Raw genomic sequence first — 21,295 nt, 5'->3', positions numbered from 1 at the left:
CCTCTATAACAACCTGATAAAATTAAGGAAAATGAAAAAATTACTATTCATTATTGGCTTGTGGTATTTATGTTTCACTGATATTTTGGCACAAAATACCTCTTCAAATATCGACCAATACAATGTAGTTTGGAATAGTCCAAGTCAGCATGCAGGTGAATCTATGCCTTGTGGGGGTGGAGATATTGGTTTGAATGTCTGGGTCGAAAAAGGGGATATTTATTTTTATATTGCTCGTAGCGGTACATTTGATCACAATAATGCAGTCCTAAAACTCGGAAGAATGCGTTTAACCATATCTCCAAATGTATTTGAAAACCCTAAGACTTTTACACAAATACTTCGATTACCATCGGGTGATGTCATCATAGAAGGAAGCAATGGCAAAATCAAAACACAGGTAAAAATTTGGGTTGATGTTTTTCATCCCAATATTTATGTAGAAGTCAATAGCAATCAATCCATTTCGGCAAAAGCACAATATGAAAACTGGCGCTATCAAGACCGTTTGACGAGCAAAGGCAAAGAAAATAATGCTAATTCCTATAAATGGGCACCACCACATCAGGTTGTTACTCGTAAAGATAGCATTCGCTTTGCCCCTAAAGGAATCCTATTTTATCATGATAATGGTGATGAAATCTCAGCTTTTGACGTAGCTATGAAACAACAAGGGTTAGATAGTCTGAAAAAACAGTTTTACAATCCTATCAAAAATTTAGTTTTTGGTGGTATCGTTTCAGGAAATAACTGGCAACAAGACGGTACTGAGCAAGGCAAATATCGTGATACAGATTTTAAAGCTTGGAAAATCAAAACCATAAAATCATCTCGCCAGCAACAATTCATGATCAGTTTGAACACTGAAACTACAAATAGTGTCACGGATTGGGAAAAACACTTATTACATACACAAACAGAGGGAGAAAAGAATATGCTAGTGGCTCAAAAAGCTACACAAAATTGGTGGAAAGAGTTTTGGAACAAAAGCTTTATTCATATTACTCCCGACCAAAAAAATAATAAAAGCTGGGAGCTCTCACGCAACTATCAGGTTTTTAGATACCAATTAGCTTGTAATAATTTTGGACAATATCCTACAAAATTCAATGGTGGCCTGTTCACCGTTGACCCCTATTATACTGATACAACCATGAAATTTACCCCAGATTTTAGAAACTGGGGTGGTGGTACGCATACTGCTCAAAATCAGCGTTTAGTCTATTGGGGATTATTAAAAACTGGCGACTTTGAAGCGATGAAACCTCAATTTGATTTTTATAAAAGAATTCTTCTCAATGCTGAACTACGAACTAAATATTATTGGGGACATCAAGGAGCTAGTTTTACAGAACAAATTGAAAATTTTGGTTTGCCCAATCCCGCAGAATATGGCTGGAAACGCCCCGCTGGCTATGACAAAGGCATGGAATACAATGCTTGGCTCGAATACGAATGGGATACGGCATTGGAGTTTTGTTCCATGATTTTAGAAATGGAACGATTCTCGGCAAAAAACATTTCCGAATATATTCCATTAATAGAAAGTTGTCTTCGATTCTTTGACGAACATTATCAATATTTGGCAAAAAAACGAGGTAGTAAAGCTTTGGACGGTAACAAACAGTTAGTGATTTACCCAGGGTCTGGAGCTGAAACTTACAAAATGGCGTATAATCCAAGTTCGACCATTGCAGGATTAAAAACGGTGTTGGAGCAACTCCTCTCCTCCCCTTCCCTATTGGCTGAACAAAAAAAGCCTTGGGAAGAAATGCTCCTGAAAATTCCTCCCATGAGTTTCAGACAATTTGAAAACCATGTAACCATAGCGCCTGCCAAAACTTGGGAGCGTATCAATAATGTAGAAAGTCCACAACTTTACCCTGTTTTTCCTTGGAATCGCTATGGGGTCAGAAAGTCGGGCTTGGACACTGCACGCAATACCTATTTATATGATACAGATGTAATCAAGTTTAGAAGCCATATCGGTTGGAAACAAGATGTCATTTTTGCGGCACGCCTTGGGCTAAGAGAAGAAGCCCAAAAGTTATTAGCGCTTAAACTACAAAATGCTCCCCGCCGATTCCCCACTTTTTGGGGACCTGGCTACGACTGGACACCCGATCATAACTGGGGAGGCTCAGGAATGATTGGACTACAAGAAATGTTATTACAAACCACAGATCAAAAGATATATCTACTCCCAGCATGGTCCAAAGAATGGGATGTGCATTTCAAACTTCAAGCACCCTACCAGACGAGCGTAGAAGTAGAATGGAAAAATGGCAAGCTCGAAAAGCTTATCGTCATACCCGAATCACGACGAGCAGACATTGTAGAAGCTTGGGATTTGAAATAGATATCTTGATATTTAGTGATTTGTGATTGAGTGGATGAGTAATTATTATTTGAATTTTAGGTGTCAAGACGCTACACTTTGCGTCTAAAGATATATCCAATTGGAATACTTTCTAGTCCAAGACACTAACTCGGCTTAAGACGCAAAGTATTGCGTCTCTACAGCAAGAATACAATATTTAAAATAATCACTCATCCACTCAATTGCAAATCACTAAATTGGAAATGACGTCTATTTTATTAGAAAAAACACCAATCTAATATATCCTTTTAATCCAATTCCAAAGATAGAAATCCTAAAGTTTACACCAATAAAGCAGTTCGAAACCATCTAAGACTAAATACTCATTTATCTCATAAAAATGAACAATTTCATAACACTATAGAACAGTTTTGACTAAAAATGAGCCAAAATAGGCTTTGCTAATTGTTCATCTAATTGATGATTTGAATAAAAAGCGCAAATTTGATACGTTTTGAATAATATTTGAATAGAAACATCAAAGAGAATTCACTTACTTTGTTTCAATAATTTATCAAATAAGTTCAATAAAATTTCAAAACAAGAGTTATTTGTGACGTTATTCCCAAATTAATTTATTTAAACGTATTAGAAGAAAACATGATGAAGTTCAAAGGAGGTTGGTACAAAGGCATTTCATTGGCAGCTTTAATGATGTGTGCTATATCCAACAACTCAACTGCCCAAGTGCGCAAGGTATGGACAAAAGAGCAGGCAAATGAATGGTATAAAAAACAAGGTTGGCTCGTTGGTGCAAACTACCTTCCAAAATCAGCTATCAACCAACTTGAAATGTGGCAAGCGGATACTTTTGATACAGAGAATATTGATAAGGAGTTAGGATATGCTCAGTCGCTAGGTATGAATACGATGCGTGTATTTTTACATGATTTGGCTTATGAAACAGATTCATTAGGATTTTACAAACGCATTGACACATTTTTGAATATCGCCCAAAAGCATAAAATTCGTCCTTTGATTGTGATTTTTGATTCATGCTGGGATCCATTTCCACAAGCGGGCAAACAACATGAACCAAAGCCTTATGTTCACAACTCTGGTTGGGTACAAAGTCCAGGACAAAAAGCCTTGCAAGACGAAAGTCAATATGTACGTTTAGAGAAATACGTTAGAGCAGTCGTAAGTCATTATGCAAAGGATAAAAGAATTTTGGGTTGGGACGTATGGAATGAACCAGATAATATGACTGGCCCTTCGTATGAAAGATTAGAAATCAAAAATAAAGTAGATATTATCACGAAATTGCTCCCTAAAGTTTTTACTTGGGCGCGTGCGGCCAAACCTACCCAACCACTTACTTCTGGTGTTTGGGCTGGAGATTGGTCTCAGGATACAAAATTAAAACCTATCGAAAAGGTACAATTAGAAGAATCGGATGTGATTTCGTTTCACAACTATGATAACCCAAGCATCTTTGAAAGTAGAATTAAAGAATTAAGTCGCTATGGAAAACCGATGTTGTGCACCGAATATATGGCTCGTCCCAACGGAAGTACATTCCAAGGTTCATTGCCAATAGCTAAAAAATACAAGGTAGCCATGTTCAACTGGGGCTTTGTTTCAGGAAAATCTCAAACGATTTATCCTTGGGATAGTTGGACTAAACAATACAACGCTGAGCCTCCTGTATGGTTTCACGATATTTTCAGAGAAGATGGAACTCCATACAAACAAGATGAAGTAGACTTTATCAAATCTATGACACAGAAAAAATAGAACCTTAAATAATTGTTCCGAGCATATAAATGCTCGGAACAAACCCTAACTAACCTATCTTAAACAACTGATAATCAAACACTAAATAATATAAGGTGAAAAAATTATTAACTATAATCCTTGCTTTAGGACTTTGTTCTTGTGGGCAAATGGATGTTTCGGCGCAAAATCAAGAAACATTCTCGAACCCCTTGTTACCCTCCGGAGCTGATCCTTACAGTTTTTATAAAGATGGGTATTACTATTACATCCATACGACGGGCAACCGTTTGGTTTTGTGGAAAACGAAAAACATAGCAGAACTAGCAACAGCACCCAAGAAAACTATCTGGACACCACCAGTCGGAACGATGTATTCTAAAGAAATCTGGGCGCCAGAAATTCATTTTATTCAAGGAAAATGGTATATGTATTTTGCTGCGGATGATGGCAAAAATGATAACCATAGAATGTATGTATTAGAAAATGCCTCTGCTGACCCTATGGAAGGTGAGTGGATATTTAAAGGAAAAGTGGCTGACAAAAATGACAAATGGGCAATTGATGGTGATGTTTTTACCCATAATAATCAGCTCTATATGATATGGTCGGGTTGGGAAGGTGATGTAAATGTGCAACAGAACATTTATATCGCTAAAATGAAAAATCCATGGACTATCGACGGTGAACGAGTTAAAATATCAGGATCTGATTACGATTGGGAAAAGCACGGAGATTTGAATGATGCAACCAATCCACCTCACGTAAATGTAAACGAAGGCCCTCAGTATTTGGCTCACGACAAAAAAGTATTTATTATCTATTCAGCAAGTGGCTGTTGGACAGACTTTTATGCCTTGGGTATGCTTACCGCTGATGCAAATGCTGATTTATTGAATCCTAACTCATGGAAAAAGTCAGCACAACCTGTTTTCAAACAATCATCTGAAAATAAGGTATATGCCCCAGGACATAATTCATTCTTCAAATCTGCTAATGGCAAAGAAGACTGGATACTTTATCACGCTAACCCAGAACCCAATCAAGGTTGTGGAAACCATCGCTCACCAAGAGCTCAAAGGTTTACTTGGAACTCCGATGGTACTCCCAACTTTGGAAAACCAGTAAGTACACAGGAACAAATAGCCTTACCTGCAAAGTAGGATATTTGCCCATTTCAAGATTTGAGAATGTAGGTCAATACGCTATCAAATCGAAAAGAATTCCAATTTTCTATGAGAACGCCTCGGGGGTGTTATGCCCTCGGGGTTATTTTAAAGTTATCTACCAATCTGTTTTCTAACATTACTCTCTACCAATGATTTGTAGTTCAGAAGTGTAAAATTTCAGAAAGTATAAATCAAGTTTTATAAAACCTTGATGATAAACATTTTGCATCCAATATATTTACTGATACAGAAACAATCCCTAGATAACTATTAACTATGAATATGATGAAAAACCGTTTACTTCTAACTTTAATCATTTTATGCGCTTGGTCAGGTTTGGCTCAAAAAGCACAGTATCAAGGAAATAAAGCGCCTTTAGCTCCTCTCAAATATATCGAATTACCTTTAGGAGCTGTAAAGCCACAAGGTTGGCTTCGTCAACAACTCGAAGTCATGAAAAAAGGGGCAACAGGGCATCTGAACGAATATTTCCCTAAAGTCCAAAACGACAATGGATGGTTAGGTGGCAAAGGTGATGCTTGGGAAGAAACCCCCTATTGGTTGGATGGCGCTGTACCATTAGCCTATTTGCTCGAAGATAAAAACCTCACTCAAAAGGTTCAAAAATATATAGATTGGACACTTTCCACACAAAGACCCAATGGTTTCTTTGGACCGTTGACCAACGAAGAAAGAGAAGGGAAATCCATAAGCTCTTGCGAACAAGGTGCTGACTGGTGGCCAAGAATGGTAATGCTTAAGGTGTTGCAACAATACTATACTGCAACCAAAGATGCTCGTGTCATTCCGTTCATGACCAAATATTTTCACTATCAATTACAATCCATCAAGGCTTGTCCGCTCAACAAATGGACAGATTGGGCTCGTGCTCGTGGGGGTGACAATATCATGTCTGCTTATTGGCTCTACAATCAAACTGGGGATAAATCTTTACTAGAACTTGCTGATATACTCTACCAACAAACCACTCCATGGACACAATACATGGCAGAAAGAAACTGGGTTATGCAGGCTTCAGCCAATCAAACGGGTGAAAGTTGGATGGATCGTCATGCTGTAAATGTGGGAATGGGTATCAAATTACCCGCTATTTATTATCAAAGTCAAAAAACCGACTATTATCTCAAAGCGATGAGCCAAGGTTGGAAAGACATCATGACTTTGCATGGTTTACCTCACGGAATGTTTTCAGGAGATGAAGATTTGCATGGAAACGAACCTTCTCAAGGTGTAGAGCTTTGTGCTATTGTCGAAACTATGTTTTCGCTTGAAAATGTCCTAGGTATCACAGGTGACCCAATGTATGCACAAGCACTTGAACGCATGACTTACAATGCTTTACCTACGCAAACAACAGATGACTATATCTCTCGTCAGTATTTCCAGACAGCCAATCAGGTGGAAGTTAGACGTGGTACTTATGATTTCTCATTACCATTTTACCGTGGCATGAACAATGTATTTGGTCCTTATGCTGGATACACTTGTTGTACTTCAAATATGCACCAAGGCTGGACAAAATTTGTAAGTCATCTTTGGTATGCAACGCCAGAAAATGGTCTGGCGAGCTTACTTTATGGACCATCAAGTATAAAAGCTAAAGTGGGGAATGGCGTAGAGGTTACAATAAACGAAAGCACTAACTATCCCTTTGAAGATCAAATTAATTTTGAATTGCAATCCGCCAAAACCGTCACTTTTCCTTGGGAGTTCCGCATCCCCGAATGGTGTCAAGAAGCTACCATTAGTATCAACGGAAAGGAATTCAAAAAAGGAAAAGCTGGCGAAATTGTAAAAATTCAACGTCAATGGCAGAACGGAGATAAAATAACCTTACATTTTCCTAGTGAAGTTCGTACAAGCGTATGGGCACATAATTCAAGAGTTGTCGAGAAAGGACCACTAGTTTATGCCTTAAAAATCGAAGAAGAATGGAATAAAAAGGAAATCAAAGAAGAAGGTACTTTTTATGAAATTCTCCCAAAAAGTGCTTGGAACTTCGGTATTCCTACTTCAGTAGCTGAAAAACCAAGCAAATTTTTACAAGTAACTACCAAAGGAATGCCGCAAGGTTATGTTTGGAATGCTCAAAATGCTCCGATAGAAATCAAACTTTCGGCCAAACAAATTCCAGCTTGGATCATCAATAACGACGGTGTTGCCCGCATTCCCGTTACCACCCGCGACGGATTCTATCAAGGTGCCGTCGATAACAAAGAACAAACCATCACACTTATTCCGTATGGTTGTAGTAAATTAAGAGTTGTAGCATTTCCTTTAATCAAATAATAGTAGAGAGTTTGAAAGAAATCAAGTGTTTTATCCCAAACATGAGATTTCTTTCTCACCCAATTCTCTATATCATGAATCAATTTTATCACATGAAAAAATCAATTGTTGCACTTCTGAGCCTTTTCAGCATTTCAACGCAAGCTCAACAGTTGCGTCCACCTGCTGTTCCACTCATTGCAAATGACCCTTATTTTAGTATTTGGTCTGTTACAGACAAAGCTAATGAGTCGGTAACAAGACACTGGACTGGCAAAAATCACTCTCTTCAAGGTATTGTCGAAGTTGATGGCAAAGCTTTTCAATTTTTAGGAATGCCTAAAATCAATTACAAAACTTACGCTACTACAGCCGCAGAAAAAGTATATCAAGCAAAATACACGTTGGATACGCCTGCTGCTGGTTGGGAAAAAGAATCATTCGACGACAATTCTTGGAAAACAGGTACAGCTCCTTTTGGTGACGGTGCAGGTAGCAATCCCATGCGTCCAAATACCGATTGGAAAACAAAAACAATCTGGTATCGTCGTGCTGTAGAACTTCCTGCAAAATTCAATGCTGAGAAATTAAGACTACAAGTAAGTAATGACGACGATGTTCAAATCTTCATCAATGGCGTTTTAGCTTATGAATGTGGTCCTTGTTATATTGCTGGATATGAGCAATATAAACTTTCTCCAGCAGCACAAAAAGCTATTAAACCTGGCAAAAATATTATTGCTGTACACTGTATCAATCCAATTGGGGGTGGCTTTGTCGATGTAGGTATTCAGGAGGAATTACCTCCAGCAACACCAGTAACAGCGGCAACTCAAACAAGTGTTCAGGTAAAGGCTACTAACACTATTTATACATTTGATGCTAATGGCGTTCAGGTAAAAGCTACTTTTACCTCTCCCCTATTGATGGACGAATTAGAGGTTTTGGCTCGCCCTGCTTCATATATCACTTTCGAAACAAGCTCTAAAGACGGTCGTTCTCACAAAGTAAAAGTGAAAATGGATGTTTCGGCAGACTTAGCCGTAAATATGACTTCTCAGGAAGTAGCAACAAAAGTATTACCAAATACCGCTGGTGGATTGAAATTGATGTCGGCAGGTTCAGTTGAGCAAAAAATCTTAGGAAAACGTGGCGATGACCTCCGTATCGACTGGGGATATGCGTATGTAGCAGCAAAAAATGCTACTTTTACCACAGGTACTCCTCAAGAAAGAGTCTTGAAAAGTACATTTGATTTTGGTACTGTTGGTCAAACTTCAAAATCTAATCACTTGATTTTGGCTTATGATGACATTTATGCAGTACAATATTTTGGAAAAAACTTGCGTGCATGGTGGCGTAGAGATGCTTCGATGACAGCAGAAAAAATGTTGGATGAAGCCGAAAAAGATTATACAAGATTGATGAGTAAAACTGCGGCTTTTGATCAACAATTGTACCAAGATGCACAAAAAGCTGGTGGAAAAAAATATGCAGACTTATGTGAACTAGCTTATCGTCAGGCTATTGCAGCGCACAAAACCGTTGACCGTGGAGATGGTACCTTGTTGTTTTTCTCGAAAGAAAACTTCTCAAATGGCTCTATTGGTACAGTTGATGTAACTTATCCTTCAGCACCGATGTTCTTGTTGTACAACAACACATTGATGAAGGGTTTACTAGAATTTATTTTCGAATATTCTGAATCTGGAAAATGGGCAAAACCATTCGCAGCACACGATGTAGGTACTTATCCATTGGCTAATGGTCAAACTTATGGAGAAGATATGCCAGTGGAAGAATGTGGAAACATGATTATTTTGTCGGCAGCAGCATGTTTGAAAGATGGCAACGGCGATTATGCTAAAAAACACTGGTCAACGCTATCTACTTGGGTAAAATACCTGGAAGAATACGGTTTTGATCCAGCCAACCAATTGTGTACTGACGACTTTGCTGGTCACTTGGCACGTAACATCAACTTGTCAGCTAAAGCTATTATGGGCATTGCATCTTATGCAAAAATGGCAGAAATGATTGGCGACAAAGCTACTGCTTCTAAATATCAAGCTATCGCAAAAGAAATGGCGAGCAAATGGCAAACGATGGCCGAAGATGGCGACCACTACGCCTTGACTTTCGACAAAAAAGGTACTTGGTCTCAAAAATACAACTTGGTTTGGGACGAGCTTTTGGGCTTAAATGTATTTCCAAAATCAGTAATGCAAAAAGAAATTAAGTATTACTTGAACAAACAAGAAAAATATGGCTTGCCACTAGATTCAAGAAAAACCTACACCAAATCAGATTGGATTATATGGACAGCAACAATGACCGAATCACAGCAAGATTTTGAGGCATTGATTAACCCAATTTGGCAATATGCTAATGAAACTACTTCTAGAGTTCCATTGTCTGACTGGCATGAAACTACAAATGCGAAGCAAGTGGGCTTCCAAGCTCGCTCAGTAGTAGGAGGATATTTTATCAAAATGCTAAAGGGAAAACTCAATAAATAAAATCGAGACTCTGTGGCTATTTGTTCTGCTGACTAATAGCCACAGTTTCTGAACAGAAAGAACTATAAATTTGGGATTTTAAATTGTTCATTTTTGTTCATTTTTTATTCAAATCTTCTCAATATAGCCTCTACACCTAAATTTACTATATTTACAATTTTCTGCATCTAGGAATTAAATTTATCTTTACCCAACAAAAAAACCTAGTAAATTGAAACTTAATCTTACAATAGTATTATTTGTTTTATGGTGCCAACAATTAATGGCTCAGTCTTTCAGTTTTCGTCATTATGAAGTAGAAGATAATCTTTCTTACAACTCAGTAATGTGTAGCATGCAAGACAGTAAAGGCTTCTTATGGTTTGGGACTAAAGACGGGCTCAACCGTTTTGACGGGTACTCTTTTAAGGTTTTTAGAAAAATAGAAAACAATCCCAAAAGCTTAGGAAACAATACTGTGTTTTCAATTTGTGAGGGAGACCAACAAACCATTTGGGTAGGCACTTACGCAGGAATTTATCAGTACAATACCATTACAGAACAATTTAGTTTATTGCCAGATACTAAAGAGCATTTTATTCGCACTATCAAAACAGATGACGAAGGCAATGTTTGGTTCATCAAAGATTACACCTTACAGATTTATAACCCCAAAACACATAAGACAGAAAGATTAGATACAGGAAAAGAACGAATAGATATTACTTCTTTTATCCTCAATAAACAACAGATTTGGTTAGCTACCACAGACGGTAATTTGTGGGAATATAATACGCTCAGCAAATCGTTGAAAAAGTACAATATGTTTGAGAAATCTGCTCCTGCTATTTCTCATTGGATAGACAAAATTTATGATACCAAGCAAAATGCGATTTTGATTGGTACTTCAAGTCAAGGGGTAAAATTATTTAATACCAAGACAAAAACTTATGAAGATATATTGACTTACAATTCCAATAAAACAGCCATCTATGTGCGAGATTTTATGCATCGTACCGAAGATGAATATTGGATTGCCACAGAGTCAGGACTGTATATTTATTATTTACAAGCTAGAAAATATATCAATCTAAAACATGAATATAGTAATCCTTACTCCATCTCAGACAATGCGCTGTACACACTTTCGAAAGATCGTGAAGGTGGAATTTGGATTGGAACATACTTTGGAGGTATCAACTATTTGCCTACTCAACACGTAGCATTTGATAAATATTTTAACCAAGGAGCCAATAATAGTATTACAGGAAATGCCGTAAGAGAAATTTGTGAAGACAAATTTGGAAATCTGTGGATTGGAACTGAAGACAATGGCTTGAATAAACTCAACCTCAAAACTCGTCAGTTTACCCATTTTAAGCCTGACGGAAAACCCAATAGTCTTTCCCACTCTAATATTCATGGGCTAATGACTGTTGGTGATAAGCTATGGGTCGGCGCATTTGAGTCTGGACTAGATATTCTTGATATTCCTTCTGGAAAAGTAGTGAAGCACTTTGTGGCAGGAAATGGGCCAAGAAGCTTGAAAAGTAATTTTGTAGAAACACTCTATCGAACAAAATCTAATATGATTTTGGTAGCCACATCTAACGGGCTGTTTCGTTTTCACGAAAAAACACAAGACTTTACGCCCCTTTGTGATCGAACTACCTACGGGCATTTTATTACAGTTACAGAAGATAAAGAAGGAAACATTTGGACAGGTACAACTCGTGAAGGATTACGCTGTATAGATTTTAAACATAATCGAGCAGTCAATTTTCGTTCAAGCGAAAACGACACTACCTCTATCAGTTGTAACGCTATCAATGGCATTTTTATCGACCATGCCAACCGTATATGGGTTACAACCGAAAATGGATTGAATTTACTGGATAGAAAAACAGGAAAATTCAGAAGATTTGGAACAAAAGACGGTTTTCCGAGCGATGTTTTTTACAAAATATTAGAAGACCAACATCATAAACTTTGGATAAGTACTTCAAAAGGCCTTTGTGCGTATGATTTTGAACGCAACAAACTAGCAACTTATACCAAATCAAATGGAATTTTGAGCGACCAGTTTAACTATAGCTCCGCCTTCAAAGACGATGAAGGACGAATGTACTTTGGAAGTGTAAAGGGTCTAAATAGTTTTACACCTGATACTTTTATGCAAAATGCTTTTGTACCCCCAGTATACCTGACGGGTATTCAAGTAGACAATCAAGAGTTAAAGATTGGGAATGAAAACTCTCCACTCGAACGCTCAATTTCGTTTACCAAAAGCATAACTTTAGACCATACACAATCCACTTTTAGTTTAGACTTTGCCGCCCTAAGCTATACCTCACCCCAAACCACCGAGTACATGTATATGCTCGAAGGCTTAGACAAAGGCTGGAATTTATTAAAAACTAACAGAAAGGTATATTTTACCAAACTTGCCCCTGGCTCCTATACGTTTAAGGTGAAAGCTTCGAATGGGAGTGGCATCTGGAGTGAAGAGATGGCCGTGCTAGAAATTGAGGTTAGTCCTCCTTTTTGGGCAAGCGGAATTGCGTATATACTTTACAGTATTGTAATTTTGTTGGCTATTTACTTTGGTATTCAAATGTACCATGAGTATATCAATCAGCAAAATCAGCGTAAAATTGATATGCTTGAAATTGAAAAAGAAAAGGAAATTTATGCCGCCAAAATTGAGTTTTTCACCAATGTTACTCATGAAATCCGTACACCACTGACGCTTATTAAGGCGCCACTGGAGGATTTGATAAAAAAAAATACTGAGAATAATGCGTTGTCGTCAGGCTTGCAGGTGATTGAGAAAAACACGGATAGATTGCTGGAGTTAACGAATCAACTCTTGGATTTTCGTAAAACAGAAGCCAACGGTTTTAGTTTGAATTTTGTAAAAATGAATATCAGCCAGTTTTTACAAGAACGCTTTGAGGAGTTTTATCCAATGGCAACATTCAAGCAAATAAGCTTTGAGCTACAACTACCCAATGAAGATTTTTGGGCGTCTGTCGACCGTGAGGCATTTCAAAAAATCATCAGTAACCTTATTGATAATGCAGTAAAATACGCTGAACATAAGGCGATTATCAAATTATATTCAATAGACGAAACTCACTTTTCGATTGAAGTTCAAAACGATGGCTTGTTAATTCCAGAAGATTATCGCCAGCGAATTTTTGAGCCATTTTATCGAATGAATAATGTAAAAAATCAACGAGGAACAGGTATAGGATTAGCACTTGCCCGCTCGTTGGCAGAGCTTCATGATGGAGTATTGAAGGTGATAGATTCAAAGAATATGAATATTTTTCTCCTAGAATTACCCATTCATCATGCCTATGAATTTGATATTCGAAAAGAGGTAGTTTCAGTAAGTTCTAATAATATTCCTCAAAAAATTTCACAAGACGAACGACCAACTATACTTTTGGTAGAAGATAATTACGAAATTGCGCAATTTATTGGCGAAAAGCTTGAAGAAAATTACCATATCTTACGTGCCAACAACGGGCAGGTAGCATTAGAACTCATTGAATCTGAGTCTGTTCAGTTGGTATTGTCCGATGTAATGATGCCTATAATGGATGGATTTGAACTTTGTAAATATCTGAAAAGTAACCAACAATACTCACACATTCCTGTGATTCTGTTGACGGCTAAAAATACTCTTCAGGCAAAAATTGTAGGTCTTGAACTTGGTGCAGATGCTTATATCGAAAAGCCATTTTCTTTAGATTATTTGCTCATGCAAATTTCTAACTTATTGATTAACAGAACTAAGGTTAAAGATTATTTTGCTAATTCGCCGCTGGTGCATCTCAAAAATATGGCGCATAGCAAATCCGATGAAGCGTTTTTAGAAAAGATTACAGAAATTATTTTCCAAAATTTAGACAATAATCAACTGGATGTAGATTTACTGGCCGAAACCATGAATATGAGTCGCCCAACACTTTACCGAAAAATTAAATCAGTAGCCAATCTTTCTCCCAACGAATTGATTATTGTAACAAGACTCAAAAAAGCAGCAGAGTTATTAGTTCAAAGTGATTATAAAATACAAACCATAGCCAGTATGACTGGCTTTAATTCGCAAGCACAGTTTGGAAGAAGCTTTTTAAAGCAATTTGGCATTCGTCCTTCCGAATATGCCAAGAAAAGATAGTGTACATTACTAAAAGAAAAATACCTTTAAATGAATAAGAGTAGTCGTGCAGAATGATAGTTGTTTGATTTTGAATGTAAAATAGTGATAATTAAAAAATTACACTCTCGATTTATAACTCATAATCCAGCACTAGTACTAAGCAATCCTTAAACTCTGAGGTTATAGAGTATAAACCTACTAAGTCGAGAGAAGTTCACTATTGTACCAATAGCTCCCCTAATCTAAGCAAGAATTTCTCTTTACTACATGAAAAAACTATGATAAGATAACGTGTATTTCAATCTCAAAAAAAAGTCAAGGATGCTTGTCCCATCCCTGACTGGTCGTTTGTTCATACTCAACTGATTGGCGTCAGTTGTGGATTTTTATTGCTCGAAAACTAAAACAATACGAACAAATCTTTCAAATTTATGAATCAATCTAGACTATTACTATCACCATGGATGAAAAAATCTGTGGTACAAATCCCTGTGGCCTGTTTGCTGCTCAACTTGATTGGCGTCAAGGATGTTACAGCAACAACAACTGCGGGATTTTTAAACAGTAATTCAAGTAATGTCAGTAGCCTTATCGCCGATCAGACGGTAAAAGGTAAGGTTGTTGATGAAAAAGGCGAGCCAATCGCTGGAGTAAACATTCTTGTGAAAGGAACACCCAACAAAGGAGCAAGTACCAATGCTTCAGGGGAGTTTACTATCAACGTAAGTAATCAAAATGTGACCTTGATTTTTTCTTCTATTGGCTTCGTTAGTCAAGAAGTAGCTATCAACAATCGTACGTTTCTCGAGGTAAAACTTTTAGCAGATGTAAAAAGTCTCGATGAAGTTGTAGTTGTAGGTTACGGTACTCAAAAGAAAGAATCTTTGACAGGTGCTATCTCAGTTGTAACTTCAAAAGATATTGAAAAAGTACACGGAGGGTCAACGGTAAGTGCGGGTTTGGCAGGTAAAATCCCAGGGGTAACTTTCCGTATGGCTGATGGTCGTCCTGGTGCAAGTGCCAACATCCAAATTCGTAATATGGGTGATCCCCTTTACGTAATCGATGGTATTCAACAAGATGCTGGTCAGTTTAACAACATTGCTCCTAACGACATCGAAAGTATCTCTGTGTTGAAAGATGCTTCCGCGGCTATCTATGGGGTTCGTGCTGCTAACGGGGTTGTTGTTGTAACTACCAAAAGAGGAAAAGCTGGTTCTAAAAATACCATTAATGTAGATACCTATACAGGATGGCAAAACTGGTCACGATTCCCAAGTGTAGTAAATGACTCTTATCAGTGGTGGTTGGGAAAAGTAGATGCTGATGTAAACCAATTTTTTACAACAGCTATGACAAAGACAGAGCTTGAAAAATATAAGGTTGGAACAGAATATGGTTATCAAACTTTCAACTGGAAAGACTTTATCATTCAAGGAAATGCTCCTCTTAATTCATTGAATATCAGTGCAACGGGTGGTTCAGACAAAATTACTTATTACTTATCTGCTACACGTTTAGCTCAAAGTTCGGTATTAGGTCGTGAGTTTACTTTCCAAAGAAGCAATATCCAAAGTAATGTAGATGCTCAAATCTCAAATCGTTTGAAAGTGGGTGTACAAATCAACGGTCGTATCGAAACACGTGACCAACCGGGTATCCCTGGAGCAGATGATTACTGGTTACCAAGATTTGCTATTTTGAGAAACCGTCCTTTCGAACGCCCTTATGCAAATGACAATCCAGAGTATTTGAACGATATTAAGCACAACGAAACAAACTGGGCTTATAACAACAAAAAATTAGGAGGTTACTGGCGTGAAGACTGGCGTGTAATGCAAGCCAATTTTACAGGAGAATACCAAATTCCGGGCGTGAAAGGTTTGACAGCCAGAGGTATGTATTCTTACTACATTGCTGACCGTGTTATGAATGGACATGAATATACGTATCAAGCGTATACCTATAACCCAACAGACAATAGCTATAAAGTAACTGGTGGTAGTACCAACCCTTGGCGTGAAAGAGGTACTCGCAAAGTAATGCGTAATATCTATCAAGGTCAATTAAGTTATAATAATACTTTCGGAAAACATAACGTAGGAGGAGTATTTGTAACAGAACGTCAGGAGCAAAGATACCAAGACCAGTGGGTTCACTCGGTGCCAAAAACAAACGTGTTGCCACTAGTGTATTTCACAACAATGGATACCTACAACGATACAGACAACGAGGAAGCTAGAATTGGTTATATCGGTCGTTTCAACTACAACTTTGCTAACAAATATTATGTTGAAGTTTCTGCTCGTCGCGATGCCTCATGGAAATTTACACCAGATAAGCGTGTAGGCGTATTCCCTTCTGCTTCAATTGGTTGGAGAATTACAGATGAGCCTTTTATGAAAAATATTCTAGGTTCAAAAAGCATTTTGGATGATTTAAAATTCAGAGCTTCTTACGGGGTATTGGGTGATGATAACATTGGTATTGGTGCTTATGACTACTTAACTGGTTATAACTACAATGCAGGAACTGTTATTTTGAGTGGTACGCCAGTAGTTACTAGCCGTGACAAGGGTCAACCAATCACAAACATTTCTTGGTTTAAAAGTAAGGTTACCGACATCGGTGCAGACTTCTCTTTGCTAGGCACAAAATTGACAGGTAGCGTAGATTATTTCCATCGTTTAAGAACTGGCTTGAGAGGTCGTAAATATGACATCTTAGTACCAAGCGAATTAGGCTATAGCCTTCCAGACGAAAACGTAAATAGCGACGCCCAATCAGGTGGTGAAATTGCCCTTCAATACAATAACAAAAAAGGAGATTTTAGCTACAGTATCGGAGGAAACCTTTCTTACGCTCGAAGCAAAACGGTTGAAACGTACAAACCAATCTTCAACAACTCTTGGGATAACTACCGTAACTCAATCGAGAATCGTTATACAGGTATTTTCTGGGGCTACGAAACCACTGGTCAGTTCAAAACTATGGAGGAAATCAATGCTTATCCTGTAAACATCGATGGTCAAGGAAACCGTACGCTACTTCCTGGTGATTTGATTTACAAAGACATCAACGGTGATGGTAAAATCGACCAATACGATGTTCGTCCGATTGGTTACACGACTACAGGTCAGCCAACGATAAACTTTGGCTTTAACGTATCAGTAGGTTGGAAAGGCTTCTCTCTAACAGCTGACTTCTCTGGTGGTAGCATGTACTCTTGGAACCAAAACTGGGAACAAAGATGGGCATACCAAAATGATGGTGCTTTAAACTCCCTTTTGACAGACAGATGGCATCGCACTGATCCTTTTAATATCAATAGCGAATGGATTCCGGGTCGTTTCCCTGCACTCAGATACAACAACGGTGGACATAGCAACTACAACCGTAACTCTACTTTCTGGTTGCAAAACGTAACTTACTTACGTGCTCGTACTCTCGAATTAGGCTACCAGTTACCAAAATCAATCCTAGATAAAGTCAAGGTTCAGAGAGCACGCGTGTATATCAACGCATACAATATGTTCTCTTTCGACAACCTGAAAGAATATGGTGTTGACCCAGAAATTGCTGACGACAATGGTTTGCAATATCCTCAAAGTAAGTTTGTTAACATCGGTCTTAACCTTTCTATCTAATTAATTTTGAATCCGAAAATGAAAAAAACGATATATAGTATTCTTTTGGCAAGTCTTGGAATTTGTTGGTCGTGTAATGATGATGCCTTCCTTGACAGAAAACCAACCAATATTTTAACAGAACAACAAGTATGGTCTAGTCCAGACCAAGCGCTGTCGGTTTTAGGCGATTTATATAACAGATACGTTGATCTTGGTACTGTAAAAAACTGGACAGCTATCTCTGACTTCAACGAAGCATTTTGGTCAGAAGCAGGACAGTATGGAAACTTCCAAAACACAGGCTGGGACTATGGTGCTTGGGGAGCTTGGGATTATGGTTACATCCGTGACTTAAATCTCTTTATCCAAAAATGTAATAATGCAACAGCCCTCGACGCTGCTTCCAAAGAACGATTCTTGGCAGAAGCAAGATTTTTAAGAGCTTCCTATTACTTTGAATTGGTTAAAAGAATGGGGGGGGTGCCGTTAATTCTTGAACCTCTTACTTATGACTTTAGTGGCGACCCTACATATCTGCGTAATCCTCGTGCTAAAGAATCCGAGGTGTATGATTTTATCTTGAAAGAATCCGATGACATCAAAGATAAACTTCCATCAAGTACTTCGGAAAAATCAAGAGCAACCAAAGGTGCCGTATTAGCCATGGCTTCTCGTGCTGCCCTTTATGCAGCATCTATTGCTCGCTATGGAACAAATACACCTGTTGTGACGCTCTCAGGCGGTGAAGTTGGGATTCCAAGTAGTTTGGCAACTGGTTACTACAATAAAGCCCTAGGTTATGCTCAAGACTTAATTTCTGGAAAAGCAGGGGCTTATAGCTTGTACAACAAAAAACCTGATTTGTCTGAAAACTTTGCTTCTATTTTCTATGATAAAGCAAATAACCCTGAGGTGATCTTTGTAGAAGATTTTAAACTACAATCTGGTAAAACTCACAATTTTACTGTTGTCAACCAACCACGTTATGGAGCTGAGGAAGAAGAAGGCGGACGCATTAACCCTTCTTTGAACTTTGTTCAAGCATTTGAAAAGTTGGACAATACTTATGCGCCACTTCCAACAACCAACAGCGACGGTACTCCTGTGTATTATTCAGGTATTAGCGACATTTTTGCTGGCCGTGATGCTCGTTTGGCTGGTACTGTTATTCTTCCTGGAAGTAAATTTAAAGGTAGAGCTGTAGATATTTGGGCTGGCTATCAGTTGGCAGATGGTTCTATTATCAGTGGTACAGACCGTGGTGCACAAAAGGTATTACCGGGTAAAACGCTAGCAGAACAAGTTGTAGGCTTTGACGGACCAATCGACGGCTTTGAATTTACTGCACAAACTGGATTTTATCTAAGAAAATATCTTGATCCTGCTGTTGGTTCTGGTCAGCGTGGGGTTCAATCTGAAGTTTGGTTTGTTCGCTATCGTTTTGGAGAAGTATTACTCAATGCAGCAGAAGCAGCATTCGAGTTAGGTCAAAAAGACTTGTCTGCTCAATACATGAACTCACTTCGTGCTCGTGCTGGTCTAACCAAAGCGCTTACAGCCAACGATATTAGCTTCGACCGTATTGCTCACGAGCGTCGTGTAGAGTTAGCATTTGAAGGTCATACGCTTTACGATATGAAACGTTGGAGAATTGCTCACCTAATTCAAGACGGGAATAGCATCTCCCCTACTGAATTAAACGCAGAACTTGATAAAGCGACCAAACGTAATACTCAGCCGTACTCACTTTGGCCGTATCGTATCTATGCGCCAAACACAGCTAACCATGACAAATGGATTTTCAAGGTGGTCAAATTGACACGTGTAACTGGTGCTGACCGTTTCTTGATGGGTAATTACTATTCAAGAATTGGTGACGATATCATCAGTAACAACCCTAAAATTGTGAGAAACCCAAATCAATAGACATTCAATTTAATTCAATATGAAAATTTTAAAATACTTCGTTGTGCTTGCCGGACTACTTTTGGTTGCCTGTTCAAAGGATAACTATGTAGCACCATCAATTACACTCAAAGGTCGCATCGTGTATGGAGGCGAACCTTTAAATCTCGAATACAGCCAAGTAGGTATGCAGCTTTGGGAGCCTGGTTGGGGAAAATTAGCGCCTATCGATGTAACCGTTTCGCAAGAAGGTACGTTTTCTTCTTTATTGTTTGCAGGAAAATACAAATTGATTATTCCTAAAGGTCAAGGACCGTTCATGACCAAAGCACAACAAGGTAGTTCATCCGATACTTTGTATGTTGATTTGAAGGATAATCAAAATATCGACATAGAAGTAACGCCCTATTATTTGATCCGTAATGCCAAATTTGCCAATGAAGCTGGAGTAGTCTCAACTACCTTCGATCTCAGCAAGGTTATAACGGACGCTAACGCCAAAAGTATTGAGCGTGTGAGTCTTTATATCAACAAGACGCAGTTCGTGGCTGGTAGCACAAATATCGCAGCCACAAACCTATCTGGTGCTAACGTAACTAATCTAACAGGTATCAAAATGTCTGTTAACGTTCCAACCATTAATCCAGATCAAAATTATGTGTACGCACGTGTGGGCTTAAAGATTGCTGGTGTCGAGGATATGATTTTCTCTCCTATCCAGAAAATTCAATACAAATAGTAGATACTCTACCAATGTATTGAAGCATCATCCCTTTAGGATATCGGCTGTTGGATTGCGGAAGTATCATCAACTTTATAAAAAAGTAGGTGTTTTTCAATATTTCCGCAATCAACAGTCCCAAATCCACCATTAATCATTCATATTATAGCCTCATTTTTCTGGAATAATCCGAAAAATGAGGCTTTTTTTAGTCATTTTACCATAACCAATTTCACGGAATTTGACCTAAAATCTTCGTTTTTGTAAAATATAAGCACTTTTTATACATAACCAAAATCACGATTTAATATAACCATTTTCACGGAACGGTTTTTTTATTTAACTAAATCATGCCAGCTACCTTTCATGTTCACACTATTTTTTTATTCATTTAAGAAATCAAAGAAGGACTATTTTTTTTAGAGTCGATTAAAAAAATAAACAAAAACTTTAAAAAAACAGCAACATCTTCTTTTGTTGTTTTTATTCTTTTTTATTCTTTTTTATGTTTAAAGGCTCTGTAACTATTTGATTTACAGTTTATTGTAGAGGTAACTATAACCAAAATCACGACAACTATAACCATTTTCACGATTAACTATAACTATAATCACGGATAACTATAACCATTTTCACGGACAACTATAACCATTTTCACGATTAACTATAACTATAACTCGACGGAGTTATAGTTATAGTTAATTCTTTGTATATTTGTTATAGAAAGTGATTATTACTCATGATAATAAGCGCTTTCTGAAATTCTCTAAGAAGATACTGAAATATCAATGTGTTGTTGATTAAACTCTGAACTGAT

At 37.8% G+C, this 21,295-nt stretch carries 9 protein-coding genes; all 9 read left to right on the top strand.

Going from position 1 to position 21,295, the window contains the following annotated elements:
* Nucleotides 1-31: 31 nt before the first annotated feature.
* Entirely contained in the window at nucleotides 32-2,359 is a 2,328-nt protein-coding gene (locus QM491_RS07630; RefSeq protein ID WP_283326861.1) for a DUF5703 domain-containing protein, read from the top strand.
* 621 nt (nucleotides 2,360-2,980) lie between these two features.
* Nucleotides 2,981-4,117 (top strand): glycoside hydrolase 5 family protein, encoded by a 1,137-nt coding sequence (locus QM491_RS07625; RefSeq protein ID WP_283326859.1) that lies wholly within the window; start codon nucleotides 2,981-2,983, stop codon nucleotides 4,115-4,117.
* Between the two features lie 95 nt (nucleotides 4,118-4,212).
* Complete coding sequence (locus QM491_RS07620) at nucleotides 4,213-5,259, top strand: glycoside hydrolase family 43 protein (RefSeq protein WP_283326857.1); 1,047 nt, start codon at nucleotides 4,213-4,215, stop codon at nucleotides 5,257-5,259.
* 288 nt (nucleotides 5,260-5,547) lie between these two features.
* A complete protein-coding gene (locus QM491_RS07615) occupies nucleotides 5,548-7,575 on the top strand; it encodes a beta-L-arabinofuranosidase domain-containing protein (RefSeq protein ID WP_283326856.1) in 2,028 nt (675 codons plus the stop codon).
* Nucleotides 7,576-7,667: 92 nt separating this feature from the next.
* Nucleotides 7,668-10,073 (top strand): glutaminase family protein, encoded by a 2,406-nt coding sequence (locus QM491_RS07610; protein ID WP_283326854.1) that lies wholly within the window; start codon nucleotides 7,668-7,670, stop codon nucleotides 10,071-10,073.
* A 262-nt stretch (nucleotides 10,074-10,335) separates the two neighbouring features.
* Nucleotides 10,336-14,241: a hybrid sensor histidine kinase/response regulator transcription factor gene (locus tag QM491_RS07605; RefSeq protein ID WP_283326852.1), complete on the top strand. Its 3,906-nt coding sequence runs from the start codon at nucleotides 10,336-10,338 to the stop codon at nucleotides 14,239-14,241.
* A 413-nt stretch (nucleotides 14,242-14,654) separates the two neighbouring features.
* Nucleotides 14,655-17,870, top strand: coding sequence for a SusC/RagA family TonB-linked outer membrane protein (locus QM491_RS07600; protein WP_283326850.1), 3,216 nt, complete (start codon nucleotides 14,655-14,657; stop codon nucleotides 17,868-17,870).
* Between the two features lie 18 nt (nucleotides 17,871-17,888).
* Nucleotides 17,889-19,778 carry a RagB/SusD family nutrient uptake outer membrane protein gene (locus tag QM491_RS07595; RefSeq protein WP_283326849.1) on the top strand — a complete coding sequence of 630 codons (1,890 nt, stop codon included), beginning with the start codon at nucleotides 17,889-17,891 and terminating at the stop codon, nucleotides 19,776-19,778.
* 19 nt (nucleotides 19,779-19,797) lie between these two features.
* Nucleotides 19,798-20,496, top strand: coding sequence for a DUF3823 domain-containing protein (locus tag QM491_RS07590; RefSeq protein WP_283326848.1), 699 nt, complete (start codon nucleotides 19,798-19,800; stop codon nucleotides 20,494-20,496).
* The last annotated feature ends 799 nt before the right edge of the window (nucleotides 20,497-21,295 follow it).

This window comes from Flectobacillus longus (genome assembly GCF_030056705.1).
GTDB lineage: Bacteria > Bacteroidota > Bacteroidia > Cytophagales > Spirosomataceae > Flectobacillus > Flectobacillus longus.
This window is presented reverse-complemented; position numbering and strand designations above follow the sequence as displayed.